11 protein-coding genes are annotated in these 15606 nt (G+C 40.4%); 3 read left to right on the top strand and 8 right to left on the bottom strand.

What is annotated here, in order from left to right; genetic code table 11:
• The coding region (locus tag VB836_RS14390; RefSeq protein ID WP_323220043.1) for a WD40 repeat domain-containing protein at positions 1-436 on the top strand (436 nt) is incomplete at its 5' end.
• Between the two features lie 269 nt (positions 437-705).
• Here the strand turns inward: VB836_RS14390 and VB836_RS14385 are convergent.
• The 4 genes from VB836_RS14385 to VB836_RS14370 all read right to left on the bottom strand — a co-directional run bounded on the left by VB836_RS14385 (position 706) and on the right by VB836_RS14370 (position 3379).
• Positions 706-987, bottom strand: coding sequence for a two-partner secretion domain-containing protein (locus VB836_RS14385; protein WP_323220041.1), 282 nt, complete (start codon positions 985-987; stop codon positions 706-708).
• Positions 988-1220: 233 nt separating this feature from the next.
• Complete coding sequence (locus VB836_RS14380) at positions 1221-1457, bottom strand: hypothetical protein (protein ID WP_152964891.1); 237 nt, start codon at positions 1455-1457, stop codon at positions 1221-1223.
• Positions 1458-1526: 69 nt separating this feature from the next.
• Positions 1527-1910, bottom strand: a complete 384-nt coding sequence (locus VB836_RS14375) for a calcium-binding protein (protein WP_323220038.1) — start codon at positions 1908-1910, stop codon at positions 1527-1529.
• Between the two features lie 134 nt (positions 1911-2044).
• On the bottom strand, positions 2045-3379 hold the full coding sequence (locus tag VB836_RS14370) for a CHAT domain-containing protein (RefSeq protein ID WP_323220036.1): 1335 nt from the start codon (positions 3377-3379) through the stop codon (positions 2045-2047).
• Positions 3380-3764: 385 nt separating this feature from the next.
• Between VB836_RS14370 and VB836_RS14365 the strand changes: the two genes are divergently transcribed.
• Positions 3765-6665 (top strand): CHAT domain-containing protein, encoded by a 2901-nt coding sequence (locus VB836_RS14365; protein ID WP_323220034.1) that lies wholly within the window; start codon positions 3765-3767, stop codon positions 6663-6665.
• 73 nt (positions 6666-6738) lie between these two features.
• Here the strand turns inward: VB836_RS14365 and VB836_RS14360 are convergent, their stop codons facing one another.
• From VB836_RS14360 to VB836_RS14345, 4 genes are all read right to left on the bottom strand, one after another.
• Positions 6739-8130 (bottom strand): serine/threonine protein kinase, encoded by a 1392-nt coding sequence (locus VB836_RS14360; RefSeq protein ID WP_323220032.1) that lies wholly within the window; start codon positions 8128-8130, stop codon positions 6739-6741.
• 404 nt (positions 8131-8534) lie between these two features.
• Positions 8535-9680 carry an SDR family oxidoreductase gene (locus VB836_RS14355; RefSeq protein ID WP_235441060.1) on the bottom strand — a complete coding sequence of 382 codons (1146 nt, stop codon included), beginning with the start codon at positions 9678-9680 and terminating at the stop codon, positions 8535-8537.
• Positions 9681-9682: 2 nt separating this feature from the next.
• Entirely contained in the window at positions 9683-10051 is a 369-nt protein-coding gene (locus tag VB836_RS14350; protein WP_152964890.1) for a hypothetical protein, read from the bottom strand.
• Positions 10052-10151: 100 nt separating this feature from the next.
• Entirely contained in the window at positions 10152-11882 is a 1731-nt protein-coding gene (locus VB836_RS14345) for an NACHT domain-containing protein (RefSeq protein WP_046277926.1), read from the bottom strand.
• Between the two features lie 467 nt (positions 11883-12349).
• Here VB836_RS14345 and VB836_RS14340 point away from each other — a divergent pair, with 467 nt between their 5' ends.
• Positions 12350-15562 (top strand): dynamin family protein, encoded by a 3213-nt coding sequence (locus tag VB836_RS14340; protein ID WP_323220029.1) that lies wholly within the window; start codon positions 12350-12352, stop codon positions 15560-15562.
• The last annotated feature ends 44 nt before the right edge of the window (positions 15563-15606 follow it).

The raw sequence follows: 15606 nt of genomic DNA, 5'->3' as shown, positions 1-15606 counted from the left end.
ACTTCTGGCGACGGCTAGTGGTGACAACACGGTGAAACTGTGGGATGCCAGCACTGGCAAAGAAATCAAAACCCTCACTGGGCATACCAACTCGGTTAATGGGGTGAGTTTCAGCCCCGATGGCAAACTTCTGGCGACGGCTAGTGGTGACAAGACGGTGAAACTGTGGAATGCCAGCAGTGGCAAAGAAATCAAAACCCTCACTGGGCATACCAACTGGGTTAGGGCCGTCAGTTTCAGCCCCGATAGCAAGCAACTGGCAACTGGGAGTCAGGACAACACGGTGAAACTGTGGCGATTAGATTTTGATTATTTACTAGAGGAGGGATGCAATTTTATTGACAATTATCTCAAGCCTAATCCTAATGATGCCGAAGCCCAAGAAATTGAACGGGAGTTGTGCAGGAAACTGCCTAAAAACTCGGCATCCAACTAACTATCCCGTAAAAATTGTGTAAACCTTATCTATCTAAAGCCATGACGAATTCAACTCCTAACTTCTACGCTCTCCTAATTGGTATCGATTTCTATTTCCCCCATCGTTTAGGTGAACAAAGAGTTAGTAGTAACGCTGGTATTGGATAGTTGTCATTCCGGTGGTGCCACCCGAGAAATGAGCGGAGATGACCGAATTCGCGGTGAAGGTTTTATTGATATGACTCCCAGACCTACGAATATAGCAGTGTGAAATGATTCGTAAAAATTCTATCCGCTCAAAGCCCCAGAATTGTTGGAAAAATAAACCCCCCGCCCTTCGTCTACGTTAAATTCTTGAAAACTATGAAATAAGTTGCACCCCCTCACCGCTCCCCCGTCAATGCGATCGCTATCAATTCCCCGAATATTTTGATCGGGAACAACGACCGAATTTTCATTCCCCAAGGTGCGATCGGGTATCACCTGAGCCTGAACGGGAAGTTTCAGCAAAAGCAAAATTGCACTTACAAAACCCGTTGTACCCAAAAGCATTAAAAGAGTTAATCTCATAGTTCTAAGCCGGATCGGGGTCAAATTTTGCATGAATGATAAAACCTTACTGGATGTGTTCGATCGCTCGGCTCATATTTAATTTTATTTTTATAAAAATCTGCGGTGTATTGTCTTTTCGGAATGCACCCGACCCCAGTGAGTCAACGCTAGCATTTCTCACGCCGATGAGGACAGTAAATCTTTTTTGCGGTACTTTCCGAGTCCGAGAAATGCTATGTTTGGGACTTCTATTAGAGCAAGCTAAAGTTTAATTCGCTGGAATTTGTACCGGGAATAAAAGCAATCACATCATTATTTAGAGTAAAAATCCCCGCTCCCGTTCCCGCTTGACCCAAATTCAAATCGCTCAACGTTACCCGCTCGGTTCCGCCGACAAAAATAATATCTTCTGCTGGATTAAAGTCAGTAATGAAGGCAAAATCTTCACTTCCCAATCCCACATAATACAACGAAAGTTCAGATCCCAAGTAAAAAAAATCGAATCCCTCACCGCCCGTCAAGGTATCGATTTCGCCGAGTCCGGGATTAGAAGTATTTTAATTATCTATTCCAAATAAAATATCATTGCCTTTATCTCCCGAGACCAAATCATTGCCGGCTCCACCAGTAATCAAATCATCTCCTTGACCGCCAAAAACTTGGTCATTTCCTTCTATTCCATTGATCAAATCATTCCCCAAATTGCCAAAAATTTGATCGTTTCCCCCTCCAATATCAGCAATCTGGTCATCCCCTTGACCTCCAAAAATGGTGTCGTCTCCTTCGTCGCCATCCAGCAAATCTGACCCTTGATTTCCAAAAAGAAAGTCATTGTCAGCAAAGCCGAAAATCGCATCATCTCCTTCCAAGCCAAACAAAGTGTCCGGTCCAATATCACCAAGTAGTTCATCGTTGGCTGGGGTTCCAATAATTTCTGCCATGATCAAAACCTCCCGATCAACAAAACCGTTGAATCGATATGGATATCTCACCGATAACCCCCGAATTCAACGGGGCTTTTTTCCCGGCTAACCCTACCTATTTTGGGCGGGGTAATGCTTATGCAAAACACCAATTATAACCAGTTTCCGATGAGGACAAAAGGCGCCCAATAATGGGGCAATTTCCAGTTTTCATTGGGAGAGTTTTTAAAAAACTCAAGCTGAACGGTTTGCAGCGCTTTAGCCTTATTAACGGTTCCGGTTTCGTTGGCTTTAAGCAGTTCTTGATAGAGCCGTTTCATAAACTCGGCGGTGGAGCGATCGTTAACTTTCCACAGGGTTGCAATTGTGCTTCGCACCCCCGCCCGCACCGCAACGCCGGCAATTCCAAGTATGGCTTGATCGTCTCCTTCTGCGGTTTCACAAGCACTGAGGGTAAGCAATTCAATGGGAATGGCTCGATCCGATCGCTGTTCTCGCAAAATGCGGTCAATTTTTCGAGCGGTTAGCAACTCTTTCCAAGCCACAACAAAGCTTTCATCAAGATTCGATCCGAACTGTCCGTGAGTGGCAATATGAAGGATGGTCAAGTCCGTTTGAAGAAGCTGATTTTCTAGGTTCAATATGCTGAAATTTTCGTTGAATAAAGGTGAATTGCTCAGGGGAAGTAATGTCTGGAGATCGTTTAATTCCTCCTCGACTTGGGGAAGCGGATCGAAGGACTCATTTTCTTCTCGGAATTCGATAGTTTGTTCCTGACTCACCCCCGCCAGTAGAGCGTTTAAACTAATTTTTGAAAAGGGTTCGGGGCTTAACAGTTGCAAGCCGGGAGCGAGGGCGATCGCATATTTTTCGATCAAGTATTTCTCGGCTTTAGAATCGTAAAGTGCAGCCATCGGAATGCTTCGCAATGCTCCATCCAGCACGAACACCAGAGTTGTCCCCTCCGATAGCTTTTGTTGTTCTTCTGCGGGGCGAATGAGCCAGTCGTAAAGGGTGGAGGAGTCGTCAAGAAAAGTCTTTTCAGCCTTCTCGCTTCTGACCCGTTCTTGTTCGGAAGCGTCTTCTTTTAAAGCGGGATTAGAAGATAAATAGGCGCCCAATCCTTCGTTGATAATCTGCTCTACTTCTTGCCGTTTAACCGCCCGTCTATAGTGGAAGAAATTATCATCGCCGGGAAGTTTGAGAATCACTTCAATTCGGTCGTCCAAAATGATAGGATAAATGATTGTTGTTGGGGCGGTTATCGTATCAACTACGGTATCAATTTCTTGGGGTCTGGCTTCCGTACAGGCATCTTGAAAGAAGTCATTTATTTCTGCGAGTTGTAGCGCTTCTATAACGGTTCGGGCTTGTTTGAGGTTGTCCAAACTGGGTTTTTCAGGCTTTAAAAGCAAATCAACCACCACGCACCCGCGATCGCATGAACATTGATTTTTGGATGAATTAAAATTTTTAACTTGACCCAAAAATTAGCTTTTGAGTTGGAATTGATAACAATCAGTTTGAGCGTGATAGAATGAAGCGGAACACAAGCAAAATCGAGGGTTTTTATCTCTCCTTTACTGGGGAGATTTTATAAGTTTTTAACGGCTCTCCACCAACTCCGAGAAAGACCAAGATTTGGAAGCCCAGGATACAATCAGTCCGCCGAGCATTAAGATGGCGAACAGTTCTCTAAGATTGAACAGTTTGGGAAACTTCGGTAGCTTTTTCGGGGAATTCTGAATTAAACTCTTATTGGAATTCATCGTATTTTTTTGAGCCGTCTATTTTTTGAATACGAAGGAGTTACTCATTTTTGAACTAGAGACATATATTAAAAGTGAAGGACTATCTCTTCAAGAAACTCCCATGCTGAATCTAAAAGCTCTAACCATTGCGGTGGTGATTGGTGTATCGGCTCCCATTGTACCAATAAACGTTCTCTCTGAGTCGCCTGTTATCGCACAAGCCTCCGATGAACGAAAAGCAGAAGCAGATCGATTATTTAGGCAGGGTATTCAACAACTTAATATCAGCCAGTTTCGAGAAGCATTGCAGTCTTGGCAACAAGCATTAAAAATTTATCAAGAAATAGGCGATCGCAAAAGGGAAGCATCATCTCTCGGCAATTTGGGCATTGTTTACCGTAATTTAGGGGAGTACCAGCAAGCGATAGAATTCCAACAACAGTCCTTAACTATTGAACGAGAAATTGGAGATCGTAATGGAGAAGCGGCTTCTCTAGACAGTTTGGGCAATGCTTACCTGGGTTTAGGGCAGTACCAAAAGGCAATAGAATTCTATCAGCAGTCTTTAGCCCTTTTTCAAGAAATAGGTAATCACAATGGCAAAGCTTCCCCTCTGAACAATTTGGGTCTGGCTTACCTGGATTTAGGGCAGTATCACAAAGCAATTGAATTCCTTCAACAATCTTTAGCTATTTTTCAAGAAATAGGTAATCAAAATGGAGAAACTAATTCTCTGAGCAATTTGGGCAATGCTTACTATAATTTAGGGCAGTACCAAAAGGCAATAGAATTCTATCAGCAGTCTTTAGCCATTGCACGAGAAATTGGAGATCGCAATGGGGAAGCTAAATCTTTGGGCAGTTTGGGCAATGCTTACTTGGATTTAGGGCAGTACCAAAAGGCAATAGAATTTCATCAGCAGTCTTTAACTATTGCACGAGAAATTGGTGATCGCAACGGGGAAGCTAGATCTCTAGGTAATTTGGGCATTGGTTACGATAGTTTAGGGCAGTACCAAAAGGCAATAGAATTCCATCAGCAGTGGTTGACTATCGCACGAGAAATCGGCGATCTCAATGGGGAAGCTAGATCTTTGGGCAATTTGGGCAATACTTACCTAAGTTTAGGGCAGTACCAAAAGGCAATAGAATTCTATCAGCAGTGGTTAACTATCGCACGAAAAATCGGCGATCTCAATGGGGAAGCTAGATCTCTAGGCAATTTGGGCAGTGCCTACGGTCGTTTAGGGCAGTATCAACAGGCAATAGAATTCTATCAACAGTCTTTTGCCATTTTTCGAGAAATTGGCGATCGCAATGGGGAAGGTAATTCTCTGAACAATATTGGTAGAGTTTTAGAAAAACAAAATCAACCGAAGTTAGCGATTATCTTCCTCAAACAATCTGTTAATGTAACAGAATCCATTCGCCAAGATATTCGAGGCTTATCCCGTGATTTACAATTATCTTATACAGAAACTGTTGCTGGAAATTATAGAAAGTTAGCCGATTTATTGTTAAAAGAAAATCGAGTGTTAGAAGCACAGCGAGTTTTGGATTTACTGAAAGTTCAGGAGTTAGAAGATTATCTCAAAAATGTTCGGGGAAATGCCAACACTGCTGGCGGAATCGAATTTTATCAACCGGAACAGGAAATTCTCGCCCGTTACAACGAACTGCAAGAGAACGTGATTGAAATAGGGGAAGAACTAGCACAACTTCAACAGAAGCAAAATTTAACACCAGAAGAAGAACAACGACGCAATCAATTGGATCAGTTGTTAACAGAAGTTAAAGCCGATTTTAATAACTTTGCTCGAAGTTCCGAAGTTCGCGCATTAATTGAACAACTCAGTTTTGAAGCCCAAGAACAAACTTTATCTCTGGGCGCATTAGACCGTTTGCGGGATAAATTAGGAGATTTGAATGCAGTTTTATTTTATCCTTTAATATTAGAAAATCGCTTGGAATTAATCATCACAACACCCAATTCTCCACCGTTACGCCGCACCGTTGAGGTAAGTCGTGAAGAATTATATCGGACAATTGTTCGGTTTCGTTTAGCTTTACAAGACCCAACAATTGATGCAGTTGCATCCGCCCAAAAACTCTATCGCTGGCTGTTTGAACCCCTTGAAGATGACTTAAAAACAGCCAATACTGAGGTAATTATTTACGCCCCGGATGGAGTTTTACGCTATATTCCGTTGGTGGCATTGCACGATGGTCAACGGTGGTTAGCCCAACGTTTTCGGGTCAATAATATTACCGCAGCTTCCCTAGAAGAAATCACCACTCAACCCCAACCTGAACCGAGAGTATTAGCCGGGGCGTTTGCGGATGAGTCGTTAATACGTTCGGCAAAAATAGGTCAACGGGATGTACAATTTGCGGGTTTACCCTTTGCAGGAATTGAAGTAGCATTGTTACAAAATACCCTGACCAATACAACCGCTTATGTAGATAAAGCTTTCAATTTAGAAACGATGAAACCCAAAATGAACGGTTACAACGTGCTGCATTTTGCTACCCACGCGGCGTTCGTTCCGGGCGACCCTTCGGAATCTTTTATTGTGTTTGGAGAGGGGGAAAATCCAACGCTGAGAGATGTGGAAAATTGGTCATTATCGAATGTTGATTTAGTGGTTTTAAGTGCTTGTGAAACGGGGTTGGGTGGCTTTGATAATAACGGTGAACAAATTCTCGGACTCGGTTATCAATTCCAAAATCAGGGGGCGAGGGCTGTGCTGGCATCGCTGTGGAAAGTTAGCGACGGTGGGACTCAAGTCTTGATGAATGTTTTCTATAACGCCCTGCAACAAGGATACAGTAAAACCGAGGCGTTACAAATCGCCCAACAGAGTTTAATTACTAAAAATACCTCAACCGTTGTCAGTCAGCGATCGCCTGATGGTACAATGGTTTTTGTCAGTTCTGAAATTGAACTTCCCGCTAATATTCGTAATAATCTCGACCACCCCTATTATTGGGCATCGTTTATTTTAATTGGAAATGGTTTGTAGTGATTGTAGGCTTTAGAATCACCTTGGGACTGAAAATAACGACTTAACGCCCTTTGTCTTCCTGAAGTTGTTCTTAACCTCGGCTAATTGGTAAATTAAGCCAGTCACTTAACTCGTGAGCAAGCCAATCGATTTCCGGGGGAGTTAAACCGTTTATAGTATTTAGTGTCCATTTTTTTACCCCCACCCAAATATTAATCTTAGGATGAACTTTAACCGGATTTCCATCCGAGTCTTTTTGATAGGAAACCGGGGAGAGTTCAACTTTTGTAATATCCGAGCGATGGCCGATAAAGGGTTGGCCGTATTGAACTCCAAATATTTTTGAAATTAGAGAAATTTTAGCCGGAGTAATCCGAAGTGTTGTGACTCCGAATAAACTAAAGGGAATGTATGCAATCATCGAAAGACCAGGTATTGAAAAAAACGTGAAAAACACTAAACCAAAAAACAATCCTGTCCAACTAAAATTGGAAAGCATATCCCACAATAAGGACGCGGTAAAAGAGTTCCATACAATTGCCAAGGGAATTAGGAAAATGAGAGACAGATCAAAACCTCGTGGCGGAATGAAAATCTCCAACATCTCCTCAGTCTTTGTAACTATGACCTTGCTGCCAGTCGGTTTAGTCACGAACAACTGATTTTTTCGGAAGTCCGTATTTTCTAGAGCTTCTAATGCTTGTTTTGCAGATTGAAATCGGAGTTCGACACTAGGCTCGGTCATCGATTTTAGCCAGTCTATCACATTAAGACTGAGGTGAACTCGATTTTCAAACCCGATACGCATCTGCTGTTGGGGTAATTGATCGGGATGTTGTCCGGTTGCCAGATAAATTAGGGTAGCCCCCAAAGCATATAAATCCGAAGCCGATGTGGTCTGTCCACCAAATTGTTCGGGAGGCATATAGCCATAAGTACCCACAATGGTTCGGGTGCCGCCATGTACCACCGTCTGAACCGAACCCAAATCAATCAGATAAACTTGCCCAACGCTATGACCACTGCGATCGCCTAATAAAACATTACTGGGTTTAATATCTCGATGAATAACCGGGGGTTGGCGGCGATGCAAATAATCCAAAATTTCTAATAGCTGTTTGGCGATCGTTTCAAGATCGACTTGGCTAAAAGTACGACCCGATTCTATCCACTTCAGCAACGATGGGGCTTCAATATAAGTTTGAACGAATGCTTTCCCCTTTCCCCATTCCATCTCCACCTCGAAGTCATCCAAGTATTGAGGAATGGCAGGATGATCCAGAGATTTCAGCACTTCGGCTTCCCGTTCAAATAGTTTTAAATATTCCCAAGTGAAATCCGGGCTAAATAATAGCAATTTAACCACAACCGACAAACCCGTTTGTAAATCATACGCCAGAAAAGTTCTACGACCGACTTGACCACCAAGTACCGATTCAATGCGATAGCGATCACCTAAAACCCGACCAATAAATTGCTCCATAACTGTTACCCTAAACTGATGGCTTGTCTGACTGCGAATATAATCTAAAGCCAGACTGCGGTATTACTACTTATCTCAGAAAGTTATTGACTTATGCACTTTTTTTCTACACTCCCATAAATCCTGAAAACTCCTGCCAACTCTCCCGCCCATTCCGGGAGATTCTTAAACCTTGGTTTACAAGATTGGATTATGACTCAAGCGGTTTCAGACAAAGGAGAATCATTTGATTGTGCTGAAACAACTCAACAAACCCCAATTTATTGTGTTTTACCATCAAGGGGAACTTATGAGGTTAAGTTATTTACAAATAATGAACGTTACGGTCGGTTTGACTATGTGGGAACGCTGGAATTTAACAGAAAGTAGAATCGGGTTGTTTTTAAGCTAGTATTCTTTAGCGCTCAAGTTGAACCCTTGCGCCATAACTGGGCGTGGTCTGTAATGTAGTCTCGCACGTCGAGGGGCTTTCGACTTAAAAGCTGTTCTAGTGTAGGATCGACCGTTTCTGCTTGTCCGAAGCCCAGCCCCAGATGAAGAAGGGTTTGAACAAGAATTTGCGCCCCAGGCAGGTTCTGACGTTGAAGATGGCGTGCATAACCCCAGATACTTGCCGAGTCATAACGAATTTTACGACCCAACACCTGAGTCAAAAACTCCGCTACCTCCTCAAAGGAAAATGCTTGAGGGCCTGTCAGGGTGTATGCTTTACCTTGATGAGTTTTCCATGAGACTAGGGCATCTGCGGCAACTTGTCCGACATCACGCAAGTCTACAAAGGCAACTCGTCCCCGACCCGAAGGTAGGTACAGGCGATCATCGTTCCTGATATCCGAACGGTATGCGGTACCGAGATTTTGGGCGAAGAAGCCGGGACGCAGAATTGTCCAGTTGCCGGGATGAGTTTGCAGGTGTTGTTCGACGGCGTAATGGGGTATGATCCGATTGCGATCGGCTCCGGCTACCGACAGGAAAACGATTTGTTGAACTCCGGCTTGGCGGGCTGTATCAATAAATGGGTTGAGAGTCGCCTTCACGTTGCTGATAGCAGGGGGACGAAGCAAAAACACGGACTGGCATCCAGCGATCGCATTAAGATAGGTGGTTGGATCTTCAAAGTCAAGATAAACAGTGTTGGGGTTTTGTTGTTCCCCAAGTGACACCGGAGAACGACTGGCAACGCGGATCGTTGCGGGTTTATCCTTCAAGCTGCGAAGAACTTCTCGACCCACGTTTCCCGATGCACCCGTAAGCAGAATAGTTGGACTCATATTCGCTTTCAAAGAATCGTTTAAAGCCGGAGAATTAATCTCCCGACTCGTCTTTATTAATGGTACAGAAAACTTCAACTCATTGTTGAGCTTTCGGCTGTTGATGGGGTTCAAAAGGATTAACAACCTCAAGAAAATCCTTGCTCCCTTCTCCAATGTTCCAACGACTAAAGAGCCAATATAATCGGCACTATTGTAAGCCGCTTCAATACATTGGCGAATATTTTCTATATCTTCATCATCAACAATACCGTTACTGGTAGCCTTATAAAACTGCACGGTTACACGAATAATCTGTCAATATTACTGATGTATTGCTGTAAATTAGTTAGGTATTCTCGCAATGTTATGACCCGCAGTTGTTCCCCTTTTTCATTGCCGACTTTAATTTTGACGAGATCTAAGGGAACATCGCCCGTTCGATCTGTAAAATTGGGGTAGCGAATAACGGGTAAAAGTTCTTTGCGCTGGGGTTGCATCAAATGGCGAACCTGAAGGGTCATGTGAGTGATATTTGCACCCCAAACTGAACCGGGTGTGCGTGCGGTATCTTCCCACATTACATTGACAACATTCAATCCTAGTTTTTGGAGAAGAAAAAACAAAAATCTCAAGTTGCTCGACATCAATAATCTGTTCGGGATGTCCATAAGTCTGTTTTAATTCTAATTGATAAATTGGTTGACAATCCCAATTAAATTGGTAATCTATTTTCACCACTTGATGAATTTTTAATCTATTTTATGGTGCTTAATACTGATTTGAAAAGTGTTTATTTAACAAATCGTGAATGAATTGATACCTATTCTCCATCCGCTTCAAGAACAAGCGTTCTGTTCCATAATTCAAAAATTTAGAATAGTTCCAAGGAATATTTTTACTCCAGTAAAGAACTAAACGCAGAGAAAAATGTTCAAAGCACCAAATTCCCTGGCGCTGAGTATTTCTAGATTCATATTTAAGGTTAATCAGTCCAAAAATCAGTCCGAAAATCAGTCCAACCAGCAACCCAACCATCAATCCTCCAACCAGCTTAAATATTAGCCCGAAAATTAACCCAGCCATCAATCCTATATTCAGTCCTCTTTTGAGCCTGACTATTAATTCTTCATCTAGCCCAACAATCAGTCCAAAAATTAATCCGACTACTAGCAACCAGGGAATAGACCCAACAATCACTCCGACCGTTAACCCGACCGCTAATCCAAAAATTACTCCGTAAATTAGCTTGCTTATTAGTCCAAAAATTAGTTCGACTATCAGCCCGTAAATCAGCCCAAAAATTAGCCCAAACATTGAGCCTTGAATCAATCGAACTATTAGCAATCCAAATAGTTGAGAGTTAAACCCGACTACTAGCCCATGAATCAGCCCAAATATTGAGCCATAAATTATTCCAAAAATTATCCCATAACTGATTCTTTTTAACGGTGAATCTAACCAAGTCGGCTGTATTGTATTAATTGAAAAATCCGTTTGATTCTCTCTAGTTAATTGTTTGGATAGCCATGCCAACCAACGAATCGTATCCTCATCTTTGTAGGGCTTCTTTTTTCCTGAATATCGACGTTTTAACATTTGTCGAATATAAGCTTCAAATAAATGGTTGCTTTTTTCTTCTAAAGATTCAAATTGATGCCATCGCCCAAAGGAAATTTCCTCGTGGGACAAAATAATAATATTTAAAAATAAAGGTGTCCGTATCAAATTCAATAGACCAGAACCGAGTTTGATATTATTCCATAATGCTTTTCCTTCTGTTTTCAAGACATAATCTTGAACTTGTTCTGTGGTTAAAGGCTGCAAAGTGATTGAACCATTCAATGCTAAATTCGTTGTGTAGCATTGATATTCTTGAATACGAGAACAAACCACAACAGAACCCAAACAAGTATCGGGATGCAAAAAGTGATTAAGTTTTTCAACACATTTTTCCTGTCTTGCTTCTGCTAGCTCATCTAAACCATCTAGTAAGGGTAGAATTCCCCCCTGCTCAATCCACTGTTTGGCAATATTTTGACGAACATTATACTTTAATTTGAGGCTGCTGATTATCCACTGTTTTATACTCTGATTGTCGTCTTTCCACGAAGACAAGTTCAATAATATTGGAATTGGAAGCTGTGGATTTGCTTTTGCCCGCATTACCAACCATTCTGCTAGTTTCAATAACATGGTCGTTTTTCCCGAACCGGGCGCCCCCAAAATTAGGAGTCGTCCGGCGATGTCAGAGCGGTCAAACACCTGTTCAATAGGGGTGTCTTTTGCCAGCCGAGAACTGAGCTGCTTCCTAGTTTTGATATCAATTTCCGAAGGAAACTGAACTTGTTCCGAGTTTTCCTGTTTCTCGAGGACAATGTAAATCCGATTGTGAAGGGATTGTTGTAGACGTTTTTCAACTTCAGTTTCAACACGACACAAAAACTTGTTTTGAATGCGATCACGTTTTTTTGAAATCGCAAACGGTAATGTTGAAGTCATAGATCCTTTCCTTTATTTAAAAACTAGGGTAGAAACTAAATTTGTCACAAAAAAAATCCCAAGATATTGATGTTGTTAATGGCAGAGATACTTGATTTGCACTACTTTTTTGAATTTTATCCTCCGGTACATGGATAGTTTTCATACCTGGTTCAGGACTCTTTATATAGTTTCTGCCTTCGGAAATCATTTTTTCGGAAAACTCAGTTTTTGTTACAAAACTTTAGACGAGTGGGTTATTCATTTAAGTGTTGTACATTTTTACCATACTCAAACAATCATAACATGGTATACTCAATAGAGGGGTACTGCGGTTAAAGTTATATAAGAACAATCTATAGCAATTAGAACGGCTTGAGGTGATAATCCAGAAGGCAAGACAATCACACATCACGACTGATTTCTGATCGCTCTAATACTAGATTTAGATTATTATCTGAGTCTGTCAATCCGGGGAAAGTATTGTTATGGAAAAACGAGTCATTTTGACATTACTAGAGGCAAATGAAGCTGGATTTCCGGTCATTTTGCGAATTCAGGAAAATAGTCAGTCTATTTGTCAAGTGACAGGTTTATTGCCACTGTTACCTTGTGAGCTAGAGAACTCACTAAAAGGTTGGCAATCTTTGTATCGTCAGATGGCTTCATCCCGTTTTCAAAATCAGTCGGAGCCATGCCGAATAATTCCCGAAGGTTCCCCAAGAACAAACTTCTCCTACGCAGATGATTTAGCAATTAATCTCAATAAGTGGCTCGGTGTGGGAACACAAGAATGGCAAAAAATTAGAGATAGTTTGCAACAATATTTAAACATAAACGATCAAATTCAAGTCATTATTGAAACCGCCGATATCCAGTTACGACAATTACCCTGGTCAGCTTGGGATTTGTTTAACCAGTATTATCAAAATGCAGAAATTTCCCTAAGTCCAACTGAAGCTCAAAAGCCCAATAGAGAGCCTCTTCCTGAAAATCAATTTCAGGTCAGAATCTTGGCAGTATTGGGTAACAGTGAGGGAATTAATACCCAGTTTGATCGTCAAGCACTTACACAATTAAAGTCATTCGGAGCAACTATTGAGTTTCTTGAAAAACCTACCAAACAGAAGCTATTAGAACAACTCTGGAATGAACAAGGTTGGCATATTTTCTTTTTTGCAGGCCATAGTGTTAGTTTACCTGACAAACAACTCGGTTGGATCGAAATCAACTCAGAAGATAGATTAACAATTGATGAACTCAAAAATTCCCTCCGAGCATCCATTTCAAGAGGTTTACAACTTGCTATTTTTAACTCCTGTGATGGTTTGGGATTGGCGAATCAGCTTGCACGGTTGCACTTACCTCAAAGTATTGTGATGCGCGAACTAATACCTGACCGGGTTGCACAGGAATTTCTACAGCACTTTTTGACAGCATTTTCTGGAGGAAAATCTTTTTACGCAGCCGTTCGGGAAGCCAGGAAAAAACTAGAAGATGCTTGGAATGAGCAATATCCAGGAATAAGTTGGTTGCCAGTAATTTGTCAAAATCCATTTGTAAATTCTCTAAATTGGAGAGATTTTCATAATAAAAAAGCTACAACAATTATTCCGGCTTTTCATCAACTTTATCAGGATTTAGATCAGGTAATACAAATTCGTTTTGAAATTGCAGATCATCTCACCAAAATTGTTAACAGACTAAGCCAAGTTAGAAATGACTCAATAAGACTGAGCTTTGAGGGGAATATAAAAGACTTAGATATAGCTAATAAAAATTTAAAATCTGATGTTTTTAGACTTTTAATTTTGGGCGATAAAAATCGAGGCAAAACTACATTCTTAAATGCCTTAATTGGAGATAATTTATTGCCAACTGGTATGCACTTATCCACGGCGACATTTACAGTTGTACGCTATGGTCAGCAAGGGCAGGCGACTATTTATTTTAATAACGGTCAGGAACCAGAAAAAATAAATATTGAGACTTTTAAGCGTCGCTACACTGTTCCTTATGAAAAAAATCATCAATTTGAATTTCAACAAGAATTAGCTTTTCCTCATATAGATTGTGTTGTTCTTGAATACCCTTCAAGCTTACTTGAAAAGAAAATTGAAATTATTGACAGTCCAGGAATCAATGAGACCGAAGTTCTCAGCGAGATTACCCTAAACTATATCCATCAGTCCGATGCTGTTCTATTTATTCTAGATGCTTTACAGCCTTGTACTTTAACAGAATGTCGTTATCTTGATAATTACATAAAAAATAGAGGGAGAACAGTTTTCTTTTTAATTAATGCTTGGGATAAAGTTCGTCAGAGTCTCGTCAATCCAGATGATCCCGAGCAGATCAATGAAGCCGAAGGAAAATTACGTCTAACTTTTCAAACCAAACTTTTTAAATATTATCCAGTGGAGCAACAGGATATTTATGATGACCGAGTATTTGAAATTTCCTCACTGAAAGCTTTACGTCAACGTTTAAAGACTTCAGATGCCACTTTAGAAGCAACAGGTTTTCCGGAATTTATAACAGCTCTTAATACTTACTTAACTCAAAAACAAGCTGTTTTAGAACTGCAACAAGTAAAAACTCTAGCCGATCAGGTATATGCCCATCTTCATCAAACTGTGGAACGCCGTATTCTACTGGTACAACAAGTTGATCGATGTCAAAGAAACATATGTTTGGTCAAACCTGAATTTGAACGGCTAGATGATATTTGTCAACAAGTCCAAAAAAGTATTAGAGAAATTAAAGATAAGTGTACAGATCGCATCGCAAATTTATATCGGAAGTATTTTTCTAGTTTACCTCAAACTTTTGATATGGATATTACAGAGCAGCTAGACATAAAACTTAGAGATATTTTTAAAAACAAAAATAATAAAGAAACGGCAGAAAAAATTATATTACATATCTTTGAGCAATATCTAAATGATAAACTATCTGATTGGAGTTTAATAATTACTGAAGACATAAAAGATGCTCATTTTGAGTTATATAGAAAACTGGAAAATCACATTGATGATTATGTTAAAGTTGTTAATAGAATAACAGATAAGTTAGCCGATCAAAAAATTCAGAAAGATAATCATAACATTACTGTGCCGAGTTGGGCAATTGGGCTGTTATTTTCAGACTCCGAGTTAGAAAAAGATAAATTTTCTTTTTTACAAACTCAGTCAGATAGATTAGAAAAAATAGAGTGGAATTATAAACTTAAAAGATCAAAAATCATTGGACTAAACTTAGATATTCTACACAAAATTCATCAAATTTTGATTAACTTTTTACCCGATTTAACCCTAGTTAAATCCATTACTTATTTTTTATCAAAACGATTTAATGAACTGGACTTTGAACTTAGAGTACAGCAAATTCGTCAAGACATTATCAATGTGCTAAAGAAAGAGTTAATGAATTATATTCCTTCTTTAGCACAAGAACAGTGGCAGTTAACTCATTCTGTTATTCAAAACTATTTCGACGAATTCGAGCAAGAAGTTAATCAAAGAATTAAGAATGATATTGAGTGTTATAAAGCCGAGTTAGAGTGTCTAATTAATCAAGAAAAAATCCCGAACTTTGATTTGGAAAAAGAGTTACAGTTTTTAAAAGGATTGGATGCTGAAATTGAATCTGAAATTAGTTCTATGAATTCAATTTTCAATCAACTCCATTCCCAGAGATAGAGGAGCGACAGGAGGTAAAAAGCGGTTTTGATATTTTACTGACT

It is taken from the genome of Limnoraphis robusta BA-68 BA1 (genome assembly GCF_034932365.1).
Lineage (GTDB): Bacteria > Cyanobacteriota > Cyanobacteriia > Cyanobacteriales > Microcoleaceae > Capilliphycus > Capilliphycus robustus.
Note: the sequence above shows the minus strand (reverse complement) of the source record. Positions and strands in the feature narration are given on the sequence as shown.